Genomic DNA, 23,219 nt, shown 5'->3' on the forward strand with positions numbered 1-23,219 from the left:
CCCTTGCCCGGAATAGGTTTGCCGCAAGCAGCTATTCTGGAGTGAGCCCCATGAAATTATCCGGCAAGGTCGCCGCCATCACCGGCGCGGCGCGCGGCATCGGCAAGGCCTGCGCAAAACGATTCCTCGACGACGGCGTCAAGGTCGTCATATCGGATGTCGATGCCGAGGGCCTCGCTGCGACGGCCGTCGAGCTCGGGCATCCGGACGCCTTGCGCACCATCGTCGGCAATGTCGCCAAGCGCACTGACGTGGATCAGCTCGTCGCAGCCGCCGTGAAGGAGTTCGGCCGGCTCGACATCATGGTCAACAATGCCGGCGTCGCCCGCAACCGGGATATCCTGGAGATTTCCGAGGAGGAATTTGACGAAATCATCGGCATCAATCTGAAGGGCGCGTTCTTCGGCGTGCAGGCGGCGGCCAGGCAGATGATTGCGCAGGGGGGCGGCGGGGTCATCATCAACATGTCCTCGGTCAACGCGCTGCTGGCGATCCCGGCGCTGGCGACCTACGCGATGTCCAAGGGCGGCATGAAGCAGCTCACTTCGGTGGCCGCCGTCGCGCTCGCCCCGCACAATATCCGCGTCGTCGCGGTCGGGCCGGGCACGATCCTGACCGACATGGTGGCCTCGTCCATCTACACTTCGGAGGATGCCCGCAAGACCGTGATGTCGCGCACGCCGGCCGGCCGCGGTGGCGAGCCGAGCGAGGTGGCGTCCGTGGTCGCGTTCCTCGCCAGCGACGATGCGTCCTACATCACGGGCCAGACGATCTATCCGGATGGCGGCAGGCTGATCCTGAACTACACTGTGCCGGTGAAGGAGAAATAGGGCCGGTTCACTCCGCGGCGATCGTCATCCCGTAGCCCAGTCGCTTCGAGATGCCGCCGGCGCAATCGCGCAGCGCATTTGCGATCGGGCTGTCCCAGCGGGCGTCGAAGGTGCCTTCCGGCCCCATCGCGGTGATGACCAGCGCGACATGGCCGGAATGATCGAACACCGGTGCGGAGAATGCATTGACCCCGGGCAGGGGATCGCCGAGCGCACGGGCGAGGCCGTGCTTGCGGACTTCAGCGAGCATCTCGGCGACCTTCGCGCTTTTCACGGCGCGCTTCGGATTGTAGCCGACGCCGTGACGATCGAGTCCGCTCTCCAGCGCGGCGTTGATCGTCTTCTCGGGCAGAAAGGCCGCAAAGGCCCGGCCCGTGGCCGTCTCCAGCAGCGCCATCACCGAACCGGCGCGCATCACGACGTGCACGGGCTGGCCGGGCTCTTCGAGCTGCACCACGGTCGGGCCGTGCGTCCCCCAGACCGCAAGCGAGACCGCGTGCCCGATCTGGCTTGCGAGGCCGGCGATCTTCGGTCCGGCGATACGCACGCCGGAGAGACGGCGCAGGCTGATCAGGCCGAGCTCCAGCGCCAGCGCGCCGATCTCGTAGCGGCCGGTGGTCTCGTCCTGCTCGATCAGGCCGATGCGAGAGAAGCTGGCGAGATAAGGATGCGCCTTGGCCGGCGTCATGCCCGCCTCGCGGGCGAGATCGCGCAGCATCATCGGTTCGCCGCATCTGGCGAGCGCGCGGAGCAATTCTCCACCGACCTCGATCGACTGGATACCGCGGCTTTCTCTCTTCATGCGCCTCCTGGCGTGGCCTATGCCGCGTCGCGCCTGGCGGCGCGGTCGGCGAGATGACGGCCGGCAATGTAGCCGAAGGTCAGCGCCGGCCCAAGCGTGATGCCGGCGCCGGGATAATTGCCGCCCATGATGCTGGCCATGTCGTTGCCGGCGGCATAGAGCCCGGGAATCACCCGGCCCTCGGAGTCCAGCGCCCGCGCATTCTCGTCAGTGACGATGCCGGCATAGGTGCCGAGATCGCCGACCACCATCTTGATGGCGTAGAACGGGCCGTTTTGGATCGGCGCGACGCAGGGATTCGGGCCGTGCAGCGCGTCGCCCTGGTAGCGATTATAGGCCTTGGTGCCCTTGCCGAAGGCGGCATCGTGGCCCTGCGGCGCGGTCGCATTGAACTGCTTGACGGTCTCGGTGAACGCGTTGGCATCGATGTCGGCCTTCGCCGCCAGTGCCTCCAGCGTATCGCCGCGCATGAGATAGCCGGTATTCAGATGGTGGCCGAGCGGCATGGGGAAGGGCGGCACGCAGCCGAGGCCGTATTTGCGCAACGTCGGATGATCGCAGACGAGATAGGCGGCGATCTCTTCGCCGGGCTTGGCGGCTTTGACCATGGCCTGGACGAAATCGTGATAGGAATTGCCTTCATTGGCAAAGCGCTTGCCGTCACGCATCACCGCGATCACGCCAGGCTTGGCGCGGTCGATGAAATGCGGCATCACGCCCTTTGAACCGTCCTTGCGCGTGGTCAGCGACACCGGCACCCAGGCGGCCGCGTTCGGCAAGCGATCCTCGACGTGACCACCGACGGACTCCGCAAGGCGCAAGCCGTCGCCGGTATTGCCGGTCGGTCCGGGCGAAAAATGCTCGTTGCCGGTCGGCGCGTGCGGAAACATTTTCTTACGGCGTTCGACGTCATGGGGGAAGCCGCCGCAGGCGAGCACGACGCCTTGTCTTGCATGAATGCGGACGTCGCGTCCCTCGCGCGAAACGATCGCGCCGGTGACGGTGCCGTTTTCAACCGTCAGCTCGCGCACCGGCGAGGACAGCCACATCGGAATCTTCAGATCCTGCGCGGATTTCGCGAGCCGCCCCGCCAGCGCATTGCCGTTGGTCAACGTCATGCCGCGGCCGTAGCGCAGCACGTCCATCAGATGACGCGACAGGCGCTTTGCGACATATACGGCGGACGCCAGCGACTTCGTCACGCGCATGAAATGGATGATCTCCTTGCCGGAGCCCAGCATCATGCCGAACACGGTGAGCTCCGGTAGCGGCATGCCGAGCGTCTTGATCTGCTCACCCAGCTCGCGGCCGTCGAACGGGCGCGTCACCATCGAGCGGCCGCCCTGTGCCCCGCCGGGCGCTTCGGCATGATAGTCCGGAAACACCAGCGGCATGTCGAAGCGGAGCGCGGTCTTGCTGGTGAAGAAATCGACCGCCTCGGGGCCGGCGCTGAGGAATGCGTCGACGCGCGCGGCGTCGAAATTGTTGCCGGCTTCGTGCCGCAAGTAAGTGCGGGCCTGGTCCGGCGTCTCCGCGATGCCATAGGCCTTCGCCAGCGATGTGCCGGGAATCCAGAGCCAGCCGCCGGAGCGCGCGGTGGTGCCGCCGAAGCGCGGCTCTTTCTCGACGATCAGCACGTCGAGGCCGCGATGGCGTGCGGTGATCGCGGCCGACATGCCGGAGGCGCCCGATCCGGCCACGAGCACATCGCACTCGTAAGTCTCAATTGCGTTGTGCGCGTTGCTGGTCATGTCTCACCTCACTTCTTCAGCAGCGGGCATTTGGATTCGGAGACCGGACGGAAAGCGTCCTCGCCCTTCACCGTCTTGATGATCTCCAGGTAGTCCCAGGGTTCCCTGGACTGCTCGGGCGACTTCACCTTGGCGAGATACATGTCGCGGATGACGCGGCCGTCCTCGCGCAGCTTGCCGCCATGGACGAATGTATCCTCGATCGGCAATTCGCGCATCTTGGCCATTACCTTGGCGGCATCGTCGGTGCCCGCCGCCTTGATGCCTTTCAGGTAATGCAGCACCGAGCCGTAGACGCCGGTGTGGATCATGGTCGGCATCACCTTGGTGCGCTCGTAGAATTTCTTGGACCAGGCCCGGGTCGCCTCGTCCATGTTCCAGTACGACGCCGTGGTCATGTAGGTGCCCTGCGCGGCCTTCAGGCCGACCGCGTGGACGTCGGTGTCGAACATCAGGAGGCCGACGAGCTTCTGGCCGCCCTGCACGAGGCCGAATTCGCCGGACTGCTTGATCGCATTGTCGGTGTCCTGGCCGGCATTGGCGAAGGCGACGACGTCGGCTTTCGAGCTCTGCGCCTGGAGTGCAAAAGAGGAAAAGTCCGCCGTGTTGGTCGGATGCTTGACGCCGCCGAGCACCTTGCCACCCATTTCGTTGATGAAGCGCGTCGCGTCCTTCTCGAGCTGCTGGCCGAAGGCGTAATCCGCGGTGATGAAATACCAGGATTTGCCGCCTTCCTTGATCACGGCGGAGGCCGTCACCTTCGACAGTGCGTAGGTGTCGTAGGTGAAGTGCACGGTGTTCGGGCTGCACAGCTCGTCGGTCAGCGAGCTCGCGCCGGGGCCGGAGAGCAGTGCGATCTTGCCCCGCTCGCGCACCATATTGTGGACCGCGATGGCGATGCCGGAATTGGGAATGTCGACCACGGCGTCGACCTTGCCGTTGTCGAACCAGCCGCGCACGATCTGCACGCCGACGTCGGTTTTCATCTGGTGGTCGGCGCTGATGATCTCGATCGGCTTGCCGAGCACGGTCGGCCCGAACTCCTCCACCGCCATTTTTGCGGCTTCGACGGAGCCCGGCCCGCTGTTGTCGCGGCCCCAGCTCGACAGGTCGGTCAACACGCCGATCCGCACCGCGTCGTCGGAGACTTGCGCGGTCGCAGTCGTTGTCATCGCAGCCGAACTCATGGCCGCGAACATGGCCCAGGCGAGATGCCCTCTCATCGTCGTTCCCTCTCTTTTTACGGGCCGCTTGGCGCGGCCGGCTATTCTCGCGATAATTAGATATTAACAAATAGGTTTGTCAATGACGAATTTGATGGGATGGTTGGGTTCCGGGCCGTTGGCTCGCCATGACGACGTCCCAAACCGTCGTCATGGCGAGCCAACTGGTCCGCGCGAAGCGCGGCCCGATGACAGGCTTCGCGAAGCAATCCAGAATCTCCCCGCGAATGACGCGCGAATCGCTCGGGTCGCGAGCGTGGTCATCGGCACGCGGGGTTCGCGGCGCTTGGGACGACGAGGAACGTGATGGTCTCGGGCGCGAGGCGAACTGCACCGGCAGCCGTCGCTCGCCCGGCGAGGTGCGGCAGCTCATCACCGTCGGTCAGCGCGAGTGTCGTGCCGTTCAGTTGCACTGTCGCGCCTTGCTGCCTCCCTGCCTGCAAGCTATAGCGCTCGGCGGAACGCGGCAGCACGATCGCGCGCGAGGTGCGGTGTGAGATGTTGATCGCGAGCATGGTCACGGCGCCGGGCCTCGATGGATGACAGTGGGCGTAGACGTGCAGGTCGGGCACTGCCGCCGCGCTTGCATCGAGCACTGTCGCTCCCATCAGCCGATGCCAGAGCAGCGCGCCCCAGTAATTCGGACGTGGACGGAACGTCGTCTCGTCGAGCAGGCCGTAATCGCTCGCCGCCAGCGTGTTGTGCATCACCACCTGAACCCCGGCTCGTGCCAGGCGTCCGAGCTGGTCGAGATAGCGGAAGGTGTCGAGAAACGTCCTGTCCCAGCGGTTGCCGCCGCAAGCGGCATCGGCGGTTTCCGTCAGCCAGATCGGTTTGCCCGGCGCGAATTCATCGCGCAGGCCGCGGTAGATCGACAGCGTCACATCGGTTCGGGCCAGCCATTCTTCGGACAACGCGCGTGCCGGCGCGTCCCGGCCGCCGCAGCGTGGCGAGATCGTGTTGTAGTGATGATAGGAGAAGCGATCGATGTCGGCTCCGGATTTCGCGAGCAGGTCGTGCGTGCGAATACCGGATGCGGAAGGGGATGCGGAATCGCCGACGGAGCCCGGGCCGACGATCAGCGTCTCCGGCGCCGCGCGCCGTATCCAGTCGCGAAAGACGTCGAAATCGCGGACATAGGCTTTCGCGTCATATCCCCGCGGCGCTCCGCTCGTCGCCGCGAGCGTCGGCTCGTTCATGAACTCGGCGGCGGCGATGTGGCCGCCCAGCGATCGCGTGTCATCGACCAGACGCCGCGCCTGGTCCGGACTCCACACGCCATCGGCACCGCGGCTGCCGGGACTGATCGCGAAGGAGGTGACGATCTCCGCATCAGTCGCACGCGCAAAGTCGACGACGCCGCGCCACTGTGCACGGCTCAGCACCGTGTCAAACCCCGGCGGCGGCGCGGCTGGTGCCTGTTCGCTGCGGGCAAAGAACGTCGCATTGGCCCAGGTGCCGCTTACGCGCAGATAGGCCGGCGACAAGGCGGCAGCGAGCTTGCGCAGTCGCGCATTGGCAAGATCGATCGGCGGCCGGTCGCTGTAACGATTTCGCTGATCGATCGTGTGCATCGTTTGCGGATAGGGCTTCCAGAACCGTCCGCCGGTCACCTCCACCATCTCGATGTTGTAGGATTGAAAGCGCGGATCGATCGTGCCGATAAATTTCAGTTCCGCTGGCGCGATGGACACATCTCCGGCGCGCGCCGCGCACAACGTTGAGGCAATCAGCAGCGCGATTGTCGTCAGAGCCGCCGCTGGGACGAGCCTGCACGATCGAGGCCACCGGCTTGCATGCATGTCCTGACGCCTTCTTATGCGCGCTGCTAAAAGCCGATGCAGCGGGGCGAACCATTAGCCGCGTTTATACCGCGAATTTTTACTTCCAATTTTACTTCGCGACATCCGGCCCATAGCCTCGCCCGCAACTGATCACATCCGCAGCCGGTCAATGACGATCGGAGCGAGCGCTTATTGTAACCAACGAGGGTTGCCATGCTTGACAGGGACAAGGGGACATCCACTGCCAATCCGGCGGGGACGAGCGACAAGTCTGCGAAAAAGCTGAGCCGGCGCACGCTGTTGAAGGGCGCGGCAGCAATTGCCGGCGCAGCCGCAGGCTCGGACGCGATCCGCGGCTTCCCGACCATCTGGGCGCAGGAGATCAAGGATATCGAGCTGCGCCATGTCGGCGTGTCCTATTCGGTGGTGAAGGCGATCGGCGACCAGGCCGCCAAGGATCTCGGTTTCAAGGTGACGATGCAGAACCTCGACACCTCCGCCGCCATCAACCGTTTCATAAGCCAGCCTAATACGGTCGATATCGCCGACCTCGAGGGCTGGCAGGCCAAGCTCGCCGCCAAGCGCAGCGTGATCCAGGGCATCGAGGTCAAGAAGATCAAGGAGTTCGACAACATCCTGCCGATCTTCACCAAGGGCGAGATCGACGGCCACAAGATCCCGCGCCAGGGCATCTCGCCCTACGAGGCGATGTACATCTCCAAGCCCGACTCGACCGACCTGCATGACGGCGTCACCGAATGGGCGACGTTCCTGCCGCAGGTCTACAACGCGGACTCTATCGGCTATCGCCCGGATCTCGTCGGCCATGAAGTGACCGAGTGGAAGGACCTGATCGACCCGAAGTTCAAGGGCAAGGCGGCGATCCTCGACGTGCCCGCGATCGGCATCATGGACGCCGCGCTCTGCTTCGAAAGTGCCGGGCTGATCAAGTACGGCAACAAGGGCAACATGACCAAGGAGGAGATCGACTTCACCTGCAACAAGCTGATCGAGCTGAAGAAGCAGGGCCAGTTCCGCGCGACCTGGACCACCTTCGACCAGTCGGTGCAGCTGATGGCGGCGGGGGAAGTGGTCATCCAGTCGATGTGGTCGCCGGCGGTCGCTGCCGTCCGCGTCAAGGAAATCCCTTGCGTCTACGCGCCGGTCAACGTCAAGAACGGCAAGGAAGGCTATCGCGGTTGGTGCAACGGCATGGGCCTGATGAAGCACCTCTCCGGCAAGAAGCTGGATGCCGCCTACGAATATCTCAACTGGTATCTGTCGGGCTGGCAAGGCGGCTTCGTCGCGCGCTACGGCTATTACAGCCCGGTGCCGTCGACCGCGAAGAAATTCCTCACCCCGGCCGAGTGGGCGTTCTGGTACGAGGGCCAGCCGGCGCCGGAGGTGGTCAACGATCCCTATGGCGTTGCGATGGAGAAGGCCGGCACCAAGCGTGACGGCGGTTCGTTCCTCGACCGCGTCAAGAACATCTCGTGCTGGAACACGCTGATGGACGAAGCCGCCTACATGAACAAGCGCTGGAACGACTTCAAGGTGGCGTAAATCCTGCTTTCCCTCGCCCGACACGAGCGCCGGCGCGGCGACGCTCCGGCAGAGAGACCGAACTGAAGCGTGGCTTTTGCCGACATGCAGCCAAGTCCAAACCCATCACGCGCCAATCTCGCCGGCTGGCTCTACGTGTCGCCGCTGGTCCTGGTGCTCGTGCCGTTCTTCGTGGCGCCGATCCTCGTCGTGGTGGCCGCAAGCTTCTTTGCGACGGACGGCTTTGGCGGGCTGACGCCGGGCTTCACGCTCGCAAGCTATGTGGAAGTGCTGCATTCGGCGCTGACGCTGAAGCTCTATCTGGCGACCATCAAGTTCACGGTGCTGACCTGGATCTTCACGCTCGTCATTGGCTTCTGCGTCGCCTACTTCCTGGTGTTCCACGTCCGCAATCAGCTGCTCGCGATCGGCCTGTTCCTTTTGTGTACGGTGCCGTTCTGGACCTCGAACATCATCCGGATGATTTCCTGGATTCCGCTGCTCGGCAAGGAAGGCCTGATCAACCAGGCGCTGCTGGCGCTCGGGGTGATCCGTCAGCCGCTTGAGGTGCTGCTGTTCTCCGACCTCGCGGTCGTCATCGCCTATGTCCACCAGCTCACGATCTTCATGATCGTGCCGATCTTCAACTCCATGGCGCGGATCGACAAGAAGCTGATCGAGGCCGCAATCGACGCCGGCGCCAGCCGTTTCGACATCATGCGCCTGATCGTGGTGCCGATGTCCAAGAGCGGCATCGCGCTCGGCACCATCTTCGTGGTGTCGATCGTGATGGGCGATTTCTTCGTCGTCAAGGTCATGTCCGGCGGCGGCTCGGCCTCGGTGGTCAGCGCCTTCTACGAGGACGTCGGCGTGCTGCAATATCCGACCGCGGCGGCGAGCGCCGTGCTGCTGACGCTGGTGCTGGTCGCGATCGTCTCGCTGATCCTGCGCACTGTCGACATCAGGCAGGAGATCACGCGGTGAGCGCCATTCTTGCCGACATGCCCAAGACCGACGCGTCAAAGACGGGCGCGCCCGCGACGACCAAGGCGATCGCACCGAGCAAGGGCGGCCGTCCGTGGACGTTCTATGTCCTGGCGACGCTGTTCGTGTTCTATGTGATCGCGCTCTACGGCCCGATGTTCTGCATCTACGTCCTGTCGTTCCAGGATATCCGCGGCGGGCTCGTGTTTCCGATGAAGGGCCACTCGCTGCACTGGTTCGTCGATCTCTTCACTCAGGTGCGGACCGGCGACGTCAAGGGCTCGTTCGACCGCTCGATCAAGCTCGCGGTCATCGTCACCGTCATCACGGTGGTGGTCTCGTTCCTCGCCGGGCTCGGCTTCCGCAAGCGTTTTCGCGGCGATACCGTCGTCTTCTACATGATGATCGGCAGCCTGGTCGCACCGGGCCTCGTGCTCGGCCTCGGCACCGGCCTTCTGTTCCAGGCGCTCGGGCTGAATGCGAGCTGGTACACCTCGGCGCTCGGCGCGCAGCTGTCCTGGACGCTGCCGTTCGGCGTGCTGGTGATGTTCGCGGTGATGTCGCGCTTCAACCACGTCTGGGAGGAGGCGGCCTACGACCTCGGCGCCAGCCGCTGGCAGTCGATCCGCCTGGTGATGATCCCCGTGCTGGCGCCCGGCCTCGTCGCGGTCGCACTGTTCGGATTCACGCTCTCTTACGACGAGTTCGCGCGCAGCCTCCAGACCGCGGGCTCGCTGAACACGCTGCCGCTGGAGATCTGGAGCATGACGCTGAACGTCACCTCGCCCTCGCTCTACGCGCTCGGCACCGTGACGACCATCGTCTCCTTCATCGTCATCGGCGCGAGCCTGGGCAGCATCGTGCTGATCCAGAAAAAGCGCGGCAGCAGCGCAAAGGGTTGAGTTGGGAATGAAGAGCGATCGAGGCGATATCGAACTGGCGGGCGTCTGCAAGAGCTTCGACGGCGCGACCTACGTGGTCGACGGCGTCAATCTCAAGATCGCCGACGGCGCCTATTGCTGCTTCATCGGCCCCTCCGGCTGCGGCAAGACCACGATCTTGCGCATGATCGCCGGCCATGAGGACCCGACTGCCGGCGAGATCGTGATCGGCGGGCAGAACGTCGTCGGGCTCGCGCCGGTGCAGCGCCGTACCGCGATGATGTTCCAGTCCTACGCGCTGTTCCCGCATCTGACCGTACGCGACAATATCGCGTTCGCCTTGCGCGTGCGCGGCATGTCGAAGGCCGATCGCCTGCGCGCGGCCGACGCCATGATCGAGAAGGTGCGGCTGACGCAGTTCGCCGACCGCCTGCCGGCGCAGCTCTCCGGCGGGCAACAGCAGCGCGTGGCGCTGGCGCGCGCCGCGATCACCGAGCCGCGGGTGCTGCTGCTCGACGAGCCGCTGTCCGCGCTCGACGAGCAGCTTCGCGTGCAGATGCGCCAGGAGCTGCGGCGGATGCAGCAGGATCTCGGCATCACCTTCATCCACGTCACCCACACCCAGCTCGAGGCCATCGCGCTCGCCGATCTCGTGGTGGTGATGGAGCAGGGCAGGATCAAGCAGGCCGGAGCGGCGCGTGACGTCTATGCCCATCCGCATGACCGTTACGTCGCCGAGTTCATGGGCGGCCAGAACGTGCTGTCGGGGCTGGTCGAGAAGGTCAACGGTTCGACTTTTACGCTCGCGCAGGCCGCGCCTGATGGCATCGAGGTTCCTCTTCAGGCGCGGTCCACGGTCAGCGTCGGCGACAAGATCGATATCGCCGTGCGACGCGACGACGTCGCGCTGGTCCGGCCGGGCAGGGAGCTGCCGCCGGGCTGCACGACGTCGCTGCCGAGCCGCGTGCTCGCGATCGAGTACCAGGGCTATTTCGTCAAGGTCATGCTCGACACCGTGCCGGACGACGCGTTCGTCGCCTATGTGCCGGAAAAGGTCTTCTTCGCGGATCCGTTCACCGTCGGCGACGTCGTGATGGCCACATGGGCCACCGGCAGCGCGCTTCCACTCGCCTAAAGCCCCGTCGCGCACAGGAGTATGACCGTGCAGATATCCTTCACACTCAACGGACGGCCAACTACTGTCGAAGTCGAGCCGGCAACGCTCGTCGCCGAGCTGCTGCGCGAACAGCTCAGCCTCACCGGCACTCACATCGGCTGCGACACCAGCCAGTGCGGCGCCTGCGTCGTGCATCTCGACGGCCTGCCGGTGAAGAGCTGCACGCTGCTGGTACCTGCGCTCGATGGCGCGACGCTGCTCACTATCGAAGGCCTGCAAGGTGCGCCCGGTTCGAACCGGATGCATCCGATGCAGGAAGCGTTTCGCGAGCATCACGGCCTGCAATGCGGCTTCTGTACGCCCGGCATGCTGATGACAGCGGTGGCGCTCGCGACCGAGAAGCCGGACCTGACCGAGGCTGATGTCCGCCACGGCCTCGAAGGCAACATCTGCCGTTGCACCGGCTATCAGAACATCGTCGTCTCGGTGATGGCAGGCGCTGCCGCCATGAACGCCGCCAAGGGAGAGTGACCATGGGCAACGTGATCGGCATCGGCGCATCACCGAAGCGGAAAGAGGATCAGCGCTTCCTCACCGGCCGCGGCAATTACGTCTCCGACATCAAGCGACCCGGCATGACCGCGGGCGTTTTCGTCCGCTCGCCGCATGGCCACGCGGTGCTGCGCGGCATCGACAGGAGCGCGGCGCTGGCCGCGCCCGGGGTCATTGCCGTCCTGACTGGCGCGGATGCCGCGGCCGACAAGCTGGGCTCGCTGCCCTGTGGCTGGGGCATCTCGGATGCCAAGGGTGTGCCCATGAAGGAGCCGCCGTTTCCGATGCTGGCGCAGGGCAAGGTGCGCTTCGTCGGCGACATGGTGGCCTTTGTCATCGCGGAGACACCGGAGCAGGCGAATGCGGCGGCCGAGCTGCTGAAGATCGACTATGAGGTGCTGCCCTCCGTGGTCGGCGTGCTCGAGGCTTTCAGGCCGGGCGCGCCACAATTGTTCGACGACGTGCCGAACAACATCTGCTGCGACTGGGAGCTCGGCGACAAGGCCGCGGTCGAGTCCGCGTTCCGAAAGGCGGCGCATGTCGCAAAGCTGAGCCTCGTCAACAATCGCCTGATCGGCAACCCGATGGAGCCGCGCGCGGCGATCGCGGAATACGAGCCGGGCACCGACCGCTTCACGTTGTGGACCACCAGCCAGTTCCCGCACGTCGTGCGCTTTCTGATGGGCGCGCTGGTGCTGAACATCCCGCAGCACAAGCTGCGCGTGGTCGCGCCCGATGTCGGCGGCGGCTTCGGCGTCAAGCAGTTCCACTACGGCGAGGAGGCCGTGATCACCTGGGCCGCCAAGCGCGTGATGCGGCCGATCAAATGGGTCGCGAGCCGTTCTGAGGGCTACGTCTCGGATCGCCACGGCCGCGATCACGTCACCGAGGCCGAGCTTGCCCTCGACGAGACCGGGAAGTTCCTGGCCTTCCGCGTCAACACGCTCGCCAATATGGGCGGCTATCTCTCGACCTTCGGGCCGAACATCCCGACCAATCTCTATGGCCCATTGCTCGGCGGCGTCTATACCACGCCGGCGATCTACTGCAACGTGAAGGTGGTGTTCACCAATACCGTTCCGGTCGACGCCTATCGCGGCGCCGGCCGGCCCGAGGCGACCTTCGTGCTGGAGCGCATCGTCGATGTCGCAGCGAGCGAGATGGGCATCGATCGTGTCGAGATCCGTCGCCGCAACATGATCCCGAAGGAAGCCTATCCGTATCAGACGCCGGTGCTGGTGCAGTACGATTCCGGCGATCCCATGGGCTGTCTCGACGGTGCGCTGGTGGCGGCCGACGTCAAGAATTTCGGCGTGCGCAAGTCGGCCTCGGCCAGCAAGGGCAAATTCCGCGGGCTCGGCTACTCGACCTATGTCGAGGCCTGCGGCCTTGCGCCGTCGCGTTTCGCCGGACGGCTGGGGGCGCGCGGCGGCCTCTATGAAAGCGCCACGGTGCGCGTGCATCCGACCGGCCAGGTGACGGTCATGATCGGAACGCACAATCACGGCCAGGGCCACGAGACGACGTTCGCGCAGATCGTCTCGGAAAAGCTCGGTGTCGCCTTCGAGAATGTCGATATCGTGTTCGGCGACACCGACCGCGTGCAGTTCGGCATGGGCACCTACGGTTCGCGTTCGCTGGTGGTCGGGGGCGCGGCGCTGTCGAAGGCGACCGACAAAGTGGTCGCCAAGGGCAAGAAGATCGCGGCTCATCTGCTCGAAGCCGCCGAAGTCGACATCCAGTTCAAGTCCGGAAAATTCTCGGTCGCCGGCACTGACCGCGCCAAGACGTTCGAGGAAATCGCGGGCGCCGCTTACGTGCCGCATGACTATCCGCTCGAAGTGCTGGAGCCGGGGCTGGAGGAGCAGGCCTATTACGACCCCGTCAACTTCACCTATCCCGGCGGCTGCCACATCGCCGAGGTCGAGGTCGATCCGGAGACGGGCACGGTGACGCTCGTGAATTACACCGCCGTGGATGACGTCGGCACGGTGATCAATCCGATGATCGTCGAGGGCCAGCTGCATGGCGGCATCGTGCAGGGCGTCGGCCAGGCGCTGTTCGAGAACGCAGTCTATGACGAGAGCTCAGGCCAACTGCTGTCGGGCTCGCTGATGGACTATTGCATGCCGCGCGCCGATCACATGCCGATGATGAAGGTCGCGACCCATTCGACGCTGTGCACGCACACCCCGATGGGCGTGAAAGGCTGCGGCGAGGTCGGCACGATCGGCTCGCCGGCCGCCGTCATCAACGCGGTGGTCGATGCGCTGTCGCATCTCGGCGTCACCCATGTCGACATGCCGGCGACGCCGAACCGGATCTGGCGGCTGCTGCAGAACGCGTCGCTACCGGTCGCGGCGGAATAGGGAGAGCAACAATGAAACCGTTTGCCTATCACCAGCCGGACCAGATTCCCGACGCTGCTAAACTCCTGACCTCGATCGAGGACAGCAAGCTCGTCGCCGGCGGCATGACGCTGATCCCGACGCTGAAGCAGCGGCTGGCCAACCCGCCTGCCTTGATCGACCTGTCGAAGCTCGGACACCTGAAGGGTATCACCGACGACGGCGACAGCATCACCGTCGGTGCGATGACGCCGCATGCGCAGGTCGCCGCCTCGAAGCTGGTGCAGACGAAAATTCCCGGTCTCGCGGCGCTGGCCTCGATGATCGGCGATCCTGCCGTGCGCAGCCGCGGCACCATTGGCGGCTCGGTCGCCAACAATGATCCGGCCGCGGATTATCCGGCCGGCGTGCTCGGTCTCGGCGCCACCATCGTCACCAGCACGCGCGAGATCGCGGCCGACAGGTTCTTTCTCGGCCTGTTCGAGACCGCGCTCCAACCCGGCGAGATCATCACGGCGATCCGCTTTCCCTTGCCGCTCAAAGCGGGTTACGCAAAATTCAAGGCGCCGGCGTCGCGTTACGCGCTGGTCGGCGTGTTCGTCGCAAAATTCGCCGATGGCGTCCGTGTCGCCGTGACCGGTGCGGGTCCCGGCGTATTCCGCGTGCCGCCGATGGAGATGGCGCTGTCGGAGAACTTTGATCCGTCTGCAATAGCGGCGATCAAGATCGATAATGACGGCCTCACCTCCGACATCCATGCCGAAGCCGACTACCGCGCGCATCTCGTCACGGTCATGGCCAAGCGCGCCGTCGACGCGGCGCTCAGCTAACTCTTTAGGGTTGATGATGACTGATGGTTCCGGCCGCACGGCCTTTCCGCCGGCGCCGACTGGCCTTGGCGCGCTTTCTGCAGCCGAGATCATGGCCGGCTACCGGCGCAAGGCGTTTACCCCGCGCGATGTCGTCGACGACACCATCGCCGCGCTTCTGGCGACGAACGAGACCTGCAACGCGGTGGTGACGCCGATGTACGAGCAGGCGAGGGCGGAAGCCGATCGTCTCACCAGGGAGATGCGTGCGGGCGAAGCCAGGGGGCTGCTTGCCGGCGTGCCCGTCACGATCAAGGATCTCGTCTTTGTCGCGGGTGTGCCGGCCTATGGCGGCTCGCCGATGAACAAGAGCTTTGTCCCCGAGGCCGATGCGGCCGTGGTGTCGGCGCTGAAGGCGGCGGGTGCGATCATCACCTGCAAGACCACGACCTGCGAGTCCGGTTACAAGCTCACGGCCGACAGCCCCGTCACCGGGACGACGCGAAACCCCTGGAATCCCGGCCGCACCAGCGGTGGATCGAGCGGCGGTGCGGCGGCGGGCGTCGCCGCCGGCTGCGGTCCGATCGCGATCGGCACCGACGGTGTCGGCTCGATCCGGGTGCCGTCGTCCTTCTGCGGCGTGTTCGGCCTCAAGCCGACCTTTGGCCTGGTGCCGCGCTCGCCCGGCTTCTCGCCACCGTCATGGGGCTCGCTCGCACATACCGGGCCGATCACGCGCACGGTCGCGGATGCCGCACTGACGCTGGAGATCATCGCTGCTTACGATCTGCGCGATCCGGCGAGCCTGCCGGCGGCGCCGCGGCGGTTTGATACCAACGTCGCGCCGTTGAATGGCATTCGCATCGGCGCCAGCGTCGATCTCGGCTACGCCGCCGTCAGCCCCGACGTGCGCTCGGCGTTCGGCAAGGCGCTGGCTGTTCTCGATGCGTGCGGCGCGCAGGTCACCATGGATGGACCGGGCCTCGATCCCGGCATTCTGGAACACACGCTCAAGCCGATCGCCTTCACCGAACAGGCGGCTGCGGTCGCGACCAAGACCACGGCCGATCTCGCCGGCTCCGAAGCAGATTATCGCGATGTCGTCAGTGCCGGACGGCGCTACAGCGGCACGGACTATATCGAAGCCGGTTATCGCCGCGGCCAGGCGCGCAGCGGCTTTCTGAAGCTTTTCGAGCGCGTCGATGCGCTGGTGACGCCGACGGTTGCGGTGACCGCGTTCGAGGCCGGCCGGATTGGCGTCGACATGATCGACGGCAGCAAGGTCGATCCGCATCTCGGCTGGTCGCCGTTCACCTGGCCGATCAACCTCGCTGGCCTTCCGGCCGCGACGCTGCCCTGCGGTTTCGATCGCGACGGAATGCCGATCGGCCTTCAGATCGTCGCTCCCTGGCTCGACGAGCCCACGATTTTTCGCATCGCTGCTGCGTTCGAGGCGGCTTTGCCCTGGGCGAAGTTCTGGCCGCAGCTGGCGCTTCGCGAAAGTCCCGCGCGCGCGAAGGCATGAAGCTCAGGACAGCTCGATCGGCACCCCACGGCCGCTGAGTTCTTCGTCGAGGCGCAGATAGTGCGCGAGATAGTCGTGCAGCGCTGTCGCCGCCTTTGAGGTCGCGCCGCTGGATTTGTAGAGCAGCAGCTCGATCTTCGGCAGCGGCGGCAGGCCCTCGTTCGGGCCGATCTCGCGCATCGCCGGCACCAGCGCGCTGCGGCCGAGCACGGTGACGGCCATGCCGGCAAAAGCCGCAGCCTGCAGGCCGCCGACACTCTCGCTGACGCAGGCGATGCGCCAGCGCAAATTCGCGCGCTCCAGCGTATCGATGGCGTAGTCGCGATAGATGTTGCCGGGGGGCAGCAGCGCCAGCGGAATCGGGCGTTCCTGATGCGCGGCGGATTGCTCGCCGGTCATCCAGACCAGCTGCTCGCGCCGCACCACCTGGCCGCCGGTGAAATCGTTCATACGGGTAACGAGTGCGATGTCGACATCGCCGCGCTTGACGAGGCCGACCAGCGGCGTCGACAACGCGCAATTGAGCTCGACCTGGACGCGCGGAAAGGATTTTCGAAACACGCTGAGGATTTGTGGCAGCATGAACGCCGCATAGAGGTCGGGCGTGCCGAGCACGACCTGGCCCTCGATCTCCTGCGACGCCAGTTGCGAGATCAACTCGTCATGCAACCGCAGGATGGACTTGGCGTAGGTCAGGACCGTGGTGCCGTCTTCGGTCAGCGTCAGCCTGCGGCCGGCGTGCTCGAACAATTGCTTGCCGGTCAGCTCCTCCAGCCGCTGCAATTGCAGGGTGATCGCCGGCTGGGTGCGACCCAGCCGTCGCGCGGTCTCGGTGATGCTGCCGGTCTCGACCACCGAGATCAGTGACCGGAGCATACGGATATCGAGACTGATGAGGTTCATGCGGCGTCCATGTCGCCCAGATTTTATGCAAGTTCCATGCTAACGGGGCGGCAGTCCGGCCTGGGCTGCGAAACCGCAGGATGGCCTGCTCTCAACAATAAGGCGATGCCGCGTCGCGTCCCGTCCCGTCGTTGTTGCTGGCATACTGAATATCGATTATCAGCCGGAGCGGCGCGTACGACGCTGCCCAATAAGGCTGAAAGGGAGCACAAAACATGAAAGAGACCTCATCCACGCGACGCGATCTGCTTGCCACCGCCGTGGCGGTGACAGCAGCTTCGATGGCCGAAATTGCTCCCGCCGCGGCGCAAGCCGGGCCGAAGCCGATCTTCCCGGTGCCGATGGTCACCATCCCGATCGTCGGCGAGACCCAGGTGTTCCAGGTCCGCCGCATCTATTGCATCGGTCGCAATTATGCGGCGCACGCGATCGAGCGCGGCTCGGATCCGAACCGCGAGCCGCCGTTCTTCTTCCAGAAACCGACCGACGCGATCCAGAACGTCGCGGTCGGCGAGGTCGCCGACCATCCCTATCCGTCGCTGACCAAGAACTATCATCACGAGGTCGAGCTGGTCGCCGCGCTGAAATCCGGCGGCACCAACATCCCGGCCGAGAAGGCGCTCGAGCATGTCTACGGCTACGCGCTCGGCCTCGACATGACCCGGCGCGATCTCCAGAACGGCATGGCCGCGGAGAAGAAGCCGTGGGAGATCGGCAAGAGCTTCGACCACGCCGCGGTGCTGGGTCCGATCCATCCCGTGAGCAAGACCGGTCATTTCGAGAAGGGCGCTATCTCTCTGGCAATCAACGGCAACGTCAAGCAGAGCTCGGATATCAGCAAGATGATCTGGAGCGTTGCCGAGCAGATCGCGAAGCTCTCGGAAGCGTTCGAGCTGAAGGCCGGCGACATCATCTATTCCGGCACGCCGGAGAATGTCGGCCCGGTGGTCAAGGGCGATGTGCTGCTGTGCAAGCTCGAGGGCCTCCCGGACATGTCGATCAAGATCGTGTAGTGGTCGCGCCGACGGGCCTCCGCGGCTCAGTTGGCTGCGGAGCTCTTCGATTGACATCGGGTTCCCCGGCCGATTGCCTTTTGTTGGCCGGCAAGCGAACCTCGTGAGGCCATATTTGGGCATGAGTCATCTCCCGTGAGGGAGGCGCTCCGATGAACAAAGCTTTGATCGCTGCCGTCGTGATGGTGGTTGGCGTGCCCGCGAGTGCTGGCGCGCAGGAGCGCGCCGGCGCTGCGGCTCTGGGTGCCGTATCAGGCGCCGTCGTGCTCGGTCCGATCGGTGCCGTCGCGGGCGCTGTGGTGGGTTATACCGCGGGGCCTGCAATTGCCCGGTCCTGGGGCGTGAGAGATTCACACTCGGCGAGACATCGGCCGCCGCCGCGCCGCGATGCGTATCGCGCAGCCGGCGCTCCGCCGCGCGCACGCGAGGCGATGAATGCCAACGGCCAGATCAGAGCTGCTACCAATCCGCCCGCTCAAGCCGCGCCTGCGGTGCAGCCTGTCGAAGCTGCGCCGGCGCAGACGTCGGCGCCGCCCATTCAGGGATTCGAATGAAGCTTCGGCGTCAGGCCGCGGTGGTCTTCGGCCGCAGCCGGTCGACCGTCCTTGCGATCAAGGCGGCCACTTCGCCGACCTTCGGCCCAATCCGGAACTCCGGGCCGGCGACGACGACTGATAGACGGCGATCTCCGATCGGCAGTGGAATCGCGGCGCCCGCGAGGTCGCGGCTGTAGTCGCCGAAGCTCTGGCAATAGCCGCGCGCGATCGAGTTGCGCAGCTCGGCTTCCACCGCCTCGATGCTGATCGGCGTCGACGGGCCGTATTGCTTGAATTCGATCTTGCGATAGACGGAGTCGCGCTCCTCCTGCGAATATTGCAGCAGCAGCGCGCGGCCGCTCGCGGTGGCGTGGATCGGTACGCGGTGGCCGATGGTTGCGAAATAGCGGATCGCGGCCCCGGATTCGACGACGTCGATGAACACCGCCATCACGCCGGCCGGTGCCACGATCGAGGCGGTCTCGCCGGTCTCGGCGGAAAGATCGGCGATCAGCGTATGCGTCCAGGGCGGAAGCGGCTCGACCTCCGAGATCATCCGCGCCATCGCGAGCCACCGCGGCGTCGGATAGAACCCTGCGCGCGGCCGCGGTTCGTAGAGATAGCCCTTCTCCGACAGCGTCGCGAGCAGATTGAAGGTCGACGAGCGCGGCCAGCCGAAATGATCCGCGATCTCGGCAAGCGTTGCCGGCTTCCTCGTTTGCGCGAAGAATTCCATGATCTCCAGAACATTGGCGGCTTGGCGAACGATCATGATGGATCCCGTCTGGCGACGCTGCGTCCTGATCTAGGGCTGGCCGAGGATCTTCTTCGCGGCGCGAAGATGCGGCTTGTCGATCATCTGGCCGTCGAGCCGCAGCGTGCCGGAATTCGGATTGCTCGCGAACGCCGCGATCACCTTCTCCGCCCATGTGCGCTCGGCCTCCGTCGGCGCGAACGCCGCGTTGACCACGTCGACATGCTTGGGATGGATCAGCGCCTTCGCCGAAAAGCCGTCGCGCCGCGCCGCGCGCGTCTCCTGCTCGAGACCGGCGAGGTTATCGATGTCGGTATAGACGGTGTCGATCGGCGCGACTTCGGCCGCGGCCGCCGCCATCAGGCAGAGATCGCGCGCCAGACGATACGGGCTGTGGAACACGCCGCCCGAGGCCTTTTCGGTGGCGCCGAGCGAGGCCGAGAGATCTTCCGCGCCCCACATCAGGCCTGCGAGGCGAGGGGAGCATCCCTTGTAGCTGCCGAGGCCGAAGATCGCGCCGGCGGTTTCCGTCGCGACACAGACGATGCGCGTCGTCCCGACCGCGATGCCGGCTGCAGCTTCCAGCGCTTCGAGCCATGTCGCCACCTGCCGCACGTCGTCACCGCCCTGTGATTTCGGCAGCACGATTCCGTCGGGCTTGCCCGGCATGACGGCGGCGAGATCGGCGAGCGTCATGCCGGTGTCGAGGGCATTGACGCGGACATAGAGCTGATACGGCCCGCTGCGTCCTTTCAGCATCGCGAGCGTCAGCCCGCGCGCCTCTTCCTTCTTCTCGGCGACGACGGAATCCTCGAGATCGATGATCAGTGCGTCGGCCTTGCCTTCGCTCGCCTTCTCGAATTTGCGCGGGGAATCCCCCGGCACGAATAGCATCGAACGCATCAGACCGGCCTCTTGTGCATCATCGCCATGCGGCGGCATTTACCGACGATCTCGTCGTTCTGGTTCAGGGCGTGGTGCTCGAACTCGACAATGCCCGCCTTGGGGCGCGATTTGGATTCCCGCAACGAAAGCACCTTCGTCGTCGCCCGCAACGTGTCGCCATGGAAGACCGGCTTCGGAAAGGTGACGTCGGTCATGCCGAGATTGGCGACGGTGGTGCCCATGGTCGTATCATAGACCGTCATGCCGATCATGATGCCGAGGGTGTAAAGGCTGTTGAAAATGCGCTGGCCGAACTCGGTCTTTGCGGAAAAATGGGCGTCGATGTGCAGCGGCTGCGGGTTGAGTGTCAGCAGGCTGAACATGGTGTTGTCCATCTCCGTCACGGTCCGGGTCAAAGGGTGCCTGAACTCCTGGCCCACGGAAAAGTCCTCGAAATAAAGTCCGGCCATCGCCATCTCCTCCCTATGTCCTGCGATTTGGCTGCGCGGCCGCTAAGCTAGCGCCGCCAGTTGAACTGCTTTCTGCTCTGCGAGCCGTTCGATTTCGTCGGCCGAGAAGCCAGCCTCGCGCAAAATATCGCGACCGTGCTGGCCGAGCGTCGGCGCGGGGCCGGCGGCTTCCGGCTGGGTTACGCTCCAGGTCGAGGGCACGCGCATCTGCCGGATACGGCCTTCGACGGGGTGATCGACGGTCTGGAAGAAGCCGACGGCGTTGAGATGCGGATCGTCCAGAATCGTCTCCAGCGTATGCATCGGCATTACCGGAATGTCGGCGCGCTCCAGCAGTTCGCGCCATTCGGCGGTGCTGCGCGTTGCGAAGATGTGGCCGATCTCCTCGTAGATCTCGTCGATATGCTTGGTGCGCGACGCATGGTTGGCAAAGCGCGGCTGATCGAGGAAATGCGGCTGCCCGATCGCCTCGAAGAAGCTGCGCCAGTGCTTGTCGTTGTAGATGAGGACGCAGAGATAGCCGTCGCTGGTCTTGTAGGGCTTTCGATAACGCGAGAGCAGGCGGGCATAGCCGCCATGATCGAGCGGCGGATCGTAGGTCAGTCCGCCGAGATGATCGACCAGCACGAACTCCGTCATCGATTCGAACATCGGCACGTCGATGCGCTGGCCGACACCGGTGCGCTGCTGGTGCATCAGCCCGCCCATGATGGCGTTGACCATCATCAGGCCGACGATGCGGTCGGCGATGGTGACCGGAACGTAGCGCGGTGTGCCGTCGCCGGCTGCCGCGAGCAGCGTCGGAATGGTTGCCGCGCCCTGGATCAGATCGTCGTAGGCGGGCTTGGCGGCATAAGGGCCGGACTGGCCGTAGCCGAAGGCGCCGACATAGACGAGAGCGGGATTGATCGCGGCCAGCGTCTCATAATCGAGGCCGAGCCGCGCCATTGCCTGCGGGCGCACATTATAGACGAGCGCGTTGGCGCGCCTCGCCAGCCGCAGCAGCGCGTCCCGCCCCTCCGGTTTTTTCAGATCGACGACGATGCTGCGCTTGCCGCGATTGGCATTGAGAAACATCCCGCCCATGCCGGGCGTACGGCCGGGACCAATTTGGCGGACGATGTCGCCCTCGGGGCTTTCGACCTTGATGATGTCGGCGCCCATGTCCGCCAGCACCTGGGTGCCGTAGGGGCCCATCAGCACCGAGGTCAGATCGAGAATGGTGAAGCCGGCGAGCGGTCCCATGGGGCCTCGTGGGATGAATTCATATACGTGGAGTTAGAGTTCAGAAAAGACTGGTGTCAATTCGGCAACTTCGCACCGCGGTGCATAGCCATATGACAAATTCATATACTTGACATATAAATTCACATATATGTATTTTTAACTCAAGCAAGAATTGGAGTGAAGGCCGAGCGGTCGGCAGCGATGAGCTGCCGCCTTCGGCGTGGGAACGCGTCAAGGAGAAGCAAATGAAGAGAAATCTGGTCCGGGCCGCCGTAGCGCTCTCACTCTCGCTGCCGCTCTCGACGCTGCAGGCCCAGGCGCTGGAGCTGAAAGTCGCCGACTCTTTCCCCGGCGACCACTATCTCGTTCGTCTGATGCTCAAGCCGTGGATGGAGGACGTCACCAAGCGCACCAACGGCGGCGTCACTTTCACCCATTATCCGAACCAGCAGATCGGCAAGGCCACCGACATGCTGCGCCTGACCCAGTCCGGCGTGATCGACATCGGCTACATCGGGCCGTCCTACGTCTCGGACAAGATGCCGCTTTCCGAGGTCGCGCAATTGCCGGGCGCATTCCAGACCAGCTGCCAGGGCACAATGGCCTATTGGAAGAGCGCGCGGGAAGGCATCCTGGCCAAGCAGGAATATGCGCCGAACAAGATCAAGCTGCTGATGGCCGTGGTGCTGCCGCCTTATCAGGTGTGGACCGCCAAGCAGAAGGTCGAGACGATCAAGGACATGGCTGGCCTGAAGCTGCGCACTACCGGCGGCGCACAGGATCTCACCGTGCGCACGCTCGGCGCGGTGCCGGTACGCATGGCCGCGCCGGATGCCTATGAATCGCTGTCGCGCGGCACGATGGACGGGCTTCTGTTCCCCGTAGACAGCGTCGTCGCATACGGCCTGGACAAGCTCGTCAAGTATGCGACCGAAGGCGTCAGCTTCGGCAGCTTCATCGTCGCCTACTCGATCAATCAATCGGTCTGGGACAAATTGCCGGACGATGTGAAGAAGGCGATGAACGAGGCGTCCGAGGCGATCACGCCAAAGGCCTGTGCCGATGTTGACAACGAGCAGGACGTCACGCGGCAGAAGATGAAGGATCAGGGCATCGGCTTCACCACGCTTCCGGATGCCACGCGCACGGAAATGAAGGAAAAGCTCAAGGGCGTCGCGCACGAATGGGCGGCCGGGCTGGACAGCCGCGGCAAGCAGGCCTCCGCCGTGCTCAAGGAGTTCGAGGGCTTGCTCGCCGCCGGCGCCGCGAAGTAGTGCGGCACC

The 23,219-nt window shown here is 64.8% G+C and carries 21 protein-coding genes; 12 read left to right on the plus strand and 9 right to left on the minus strand.

Annotated elements, in window-relative coordinates:
- Positions 1-50: 50 nt before the first annotated feature.
- Positions 51-830 carry an SDR family NAD(P)-dependent oxidoreductase gene (locus JQ572_RS18630; RefSeq protein WP_211384262.1) on the plus strand — a complete coding sequence of 260 codons (780 nt, stop codon included), beginning with the start codon at positions 51-53 and terminating at the stop codon, positions 828-830.
- Positions 831-837: 7 nt separating this feature from the next.
- Here JQ572_RS18630 and JQ572_RS18635 read toward each other — a convergent pair whose 3' ends face one another.
- The 4 genes from JQ572_RS18635 to JQ572_RS18650 form a co-directional block, all read right to left on the minus strand.
- Entirely contained in the window at positions 838-1,632 is a 795-nt protein-coding gene (locus JQ572_RS18635; protein WP_211384264.1) for an IclR family transcriptional regulator, read from the minus strand.
- A 17-nt stretch (positions 1,633-1,649) separates the two neighbouring features.
- The gene (locus tag JQ572_RS18640) at positions 1,650-3,383 is read right to left on the minus strand and encodes an FAD-dependent oxidoreductase (RefSeq protein ID WP_211384266.1); all 1,734 of its coding nucleotides are present in this window, start codon (positions 3,381-3,383) and stop codon (positions 1,650-1,652) included.
- An 8-nt stretch (positions 3,384-3,391) separates the two neighbouring features.
- The gene (locus JQ572_RS18645; protein WP_211384268.1) at positions 3,392-4,606 is read right to left on the minus strand and encodes an ABC transporter substrate-binding protein; all 1,215 of its coding nucleotides are present in this window, start codon (positions 4,604-4,606) and stop codon (positions 3,392-3,394) included.
- Positions 4,607-4,866: 260 nt separating this feature from the next.
- Entirely contained in the window at positions 4,867-6,300 is a 1,434-nt protein-coding gene (locus JQ572_RS18650; RefSeq protein ID WP_349643100.1) for a glycosyl hydrolase family 79 N-terminal domain-containing protein, read from the minus strand.
- Positions 6,301-6,603: 303 nt separating this feature from the next.
- Between JQ572_RS18650 and JQ572_RS18655 the strand changes: the two genes are divergently transcribed.
- The 8 genes from JQ572_RS18655 to JQ572_RS18690 all read left to right on the plus strand — a co-directional run bounded on the left by JQ572_RS18655 (position 6,604) and on the right by JQ572_RS18690 (position 16,148).
- Positions 6,604-7,953 carry an ABC transporter substrate-binding protein gene (locus tag JQ572_RS18655; RefSeq protein ID WP_211384270.1) on the plus strand — a complete coding sequence of 450 codons (1,350 nt, stop codon included), beginning with the start codon at positions 6,604-6,606 and terminating at the stop codon, positions 7,951-7,953.
- Positions 7,954-8,037: 84 nt separating this feature from the next.
- On the plus strand, positions 8,038-8,916 hold the full coding sequence (locus JQ572_RS18660) for an ABC transporter permease (protein WP_211384271.1): 879 nt from the start codon (positions 8,038-8,040) through the stop codon (positions 8,914-8,916).
- On the plus strand, positions 8,913-9,818 hold the full coding sequence (locus tag JQ572_RS18665; RefSeq protein ID WP_211384272.1) for an ABC transporter permease: 906 nt from the start codon (positions 8,913-8,915) through the stop codon (positions 9,816-9,818). Before JQ572_RS18660 ends, JQ572_RS18665 begins: the two co-directional genes overlap by 4 nt.
- A gap of 7 nt (positions 9,819-9,825) precedes the next feature.
- Entirely contained in the window at positions 9,826-10,932 is a 1,107-nt protein-coding gene (locus tag JQ572_RS18670) for an ABC transporter ATP-binding protein (RefSeq protein ID WP_211384274.1), read from the plus strand.
- A gap of 21 nt (positions 10,933-10,953) precedes the next feature.
- On the plus strand, positions 10,954-11,445 hold the full coding sequence (locus JQ572_RS18675) for a (2Fe-2S)-binding protein (protein WP_211384275.1): 492 nt from the start codon (positions 10,954-10,956) through the stop codon (positions 11,443-11,445).
- 2 nt (positions 11,446-11,447) lie between these two features.
- Positions 11,448-13,835 (plus strand): xanthine dehydrogenase family protein molybdopterin-binding subunit, encoded by a 2,388-nt coding sequence (locus tag JQ572_RS18680; RefSeq protein ID WP_211384277.1) that lies wholly within the window; start codon positions 11,448-11,450, stop codon positions 13,833-13,835.
- An 11-nt stretch (positions 13,836-13,846) separates the two neighbouring features.
- Positions 13,847-14,644 (plus strand): FAD binding domain-containing protein, encoded by a 798-nt coding sequence (locus tag JQ572_RS18685; RefSeq protein WP_211384278.1) that lies wholly within the window; start codon positions 13,847-13,849, stop codon positions 14,642-14,644.
- Between the two features lie 16 nt (positions 14,645-14,660).
- Positions 14,661-16,148, plus strand: a complete 1,488-nt coding sequence (locus tag JQ572_RS18690; protein ID WP_211384280.1) for an amidase — start codon at positions 14,661-14,663, stop codon at positions 16,146-16,148.
- Between the two features lie 3 nt (positions 16,149-16,151).
- Here JQ572_RS18690 and JQ572_RS18695 read toward each other — a convergent pair whose 3' ends face one another.
- Positions 16,152-17,051, minus strand: a complete 900-nt coding sequence (locus JQ572_RS18695) for a LysR substrate-binding domain-containing protein (protein WP_211384282.1) — start codon at positions 17,049-17,051, stop codon at positions 16,152-16,154.
- Between the two features lie 215 nt (positions 17,052-17,266).
- Between JQ572_RS18695 and JQ572_RS18700 the strand changes: the two genes are divergently transcribed.
- Positions 17,267-18,064: a fumarylacetoacetate hydrolase family protein gene (locus JQ572_RS18700; protein ID WP_211384283.1), complete on the plus strand. Its 798-nt coding sequence runs from the start codon at positions 17,267-17,269 to the stop codon at positions 18,062-18,064.
- A 152-nt stretch (positions 18,065-18,216) separates the two neighbouring features.
- A complete protein-coding gene (locus tag JQ572_RS18705; protein WP_211384285.1) occupies positions 18,217-18,618 on the plus strand; it encodes a hypothetical protein in 402 nt (133 codons plus the stop codon).
- A gap of 10 nt (positions 18,619-18,628) precedes the next feature.
- Here JQ572_RS18705 and JQ572_RS18710 read toward each other — a convergent pair whose 3' ends face one another.
- From JQ572_RS18710 to JQ572_RS18725, 4 genes are read right to left on the minus strand one after another with little or no spacing between them, the layout of a single operon-like run.
- Complete coding sequence (locus JQ572_RS18710) at positions 18,629-19,372, minus strand: IclR family transcriptional regulator (protein WP_211384286.1); 744 nt, start codon at positions 19,370-19,372, stop codon at positions 18,629-18,631.
- Between the two features lie 33 nt (positions 19,373-19,405).
- Positions 19,406-20,257, minus strand: a complete 852-nt coding sequence (locus JQ572_RS18715) for an HpcH/HpaI aldolase/citrate lyase family protein (RefSeq protein WP_211384288.1) — start codon at positions 20,255-20,257, stop codon at positions 19,406-19,408.
- Positions 20,257-20,715, minus strand: coding sequence for a MaoC family dehydratase (locus JQ572_RS18720; RefSeq protein ID WP_349643101.1), 459 nt, complete (start codon positions 20,713-20,715; stop codon positions 20,257-20,259). The genes JQ572_RS18715 and JQ572_RS18720 overlap by 1 nt, the downstream gene beginning before the upstream one ends.
- 36 nt (positions 20,716-20,751) lie before the next feature.
- Entirely contained in the window at positions 20,752-21,954 is a 1,203-nt protein-coding gene (locus JQ572_RS18725) for a CaiB/BaiF CoA transferase family protein (protein WP_211384290.1), read from the minus strand.
- A 227-nt stretch (positions 21,955-22,181) separates the two neighbouring features.
- Between JQ572_RS18725 and JQ572_RS18730 the strand changes: the two genes are divergently transcribed.
- On the plus strand, positions 22,182-23,210 hold the full coding sequence (locus tag JQ572_RS18730) for a TRAP transporter substrate-binding protein (RefSeq protein WP_211384292.1): 1,029 nt from the start codon (positions 22,182-22,184) through the stop codon (positions 23,208-23,210).
- The last annotated feature ends 9 nt before the right edge of the window (positions 23,211-23,219 follow it).

This window comes from Bradyrhizobium sp. SZCCT0153, from assembly GCF_018129995.1.
GTDB lineage: Bacteria > Pseudomonadota > Alphaproteobacteria > Rhizobiales > Xanthobacteraceae > Bradyrhizobium > Bradyrhizobium japonicum_G.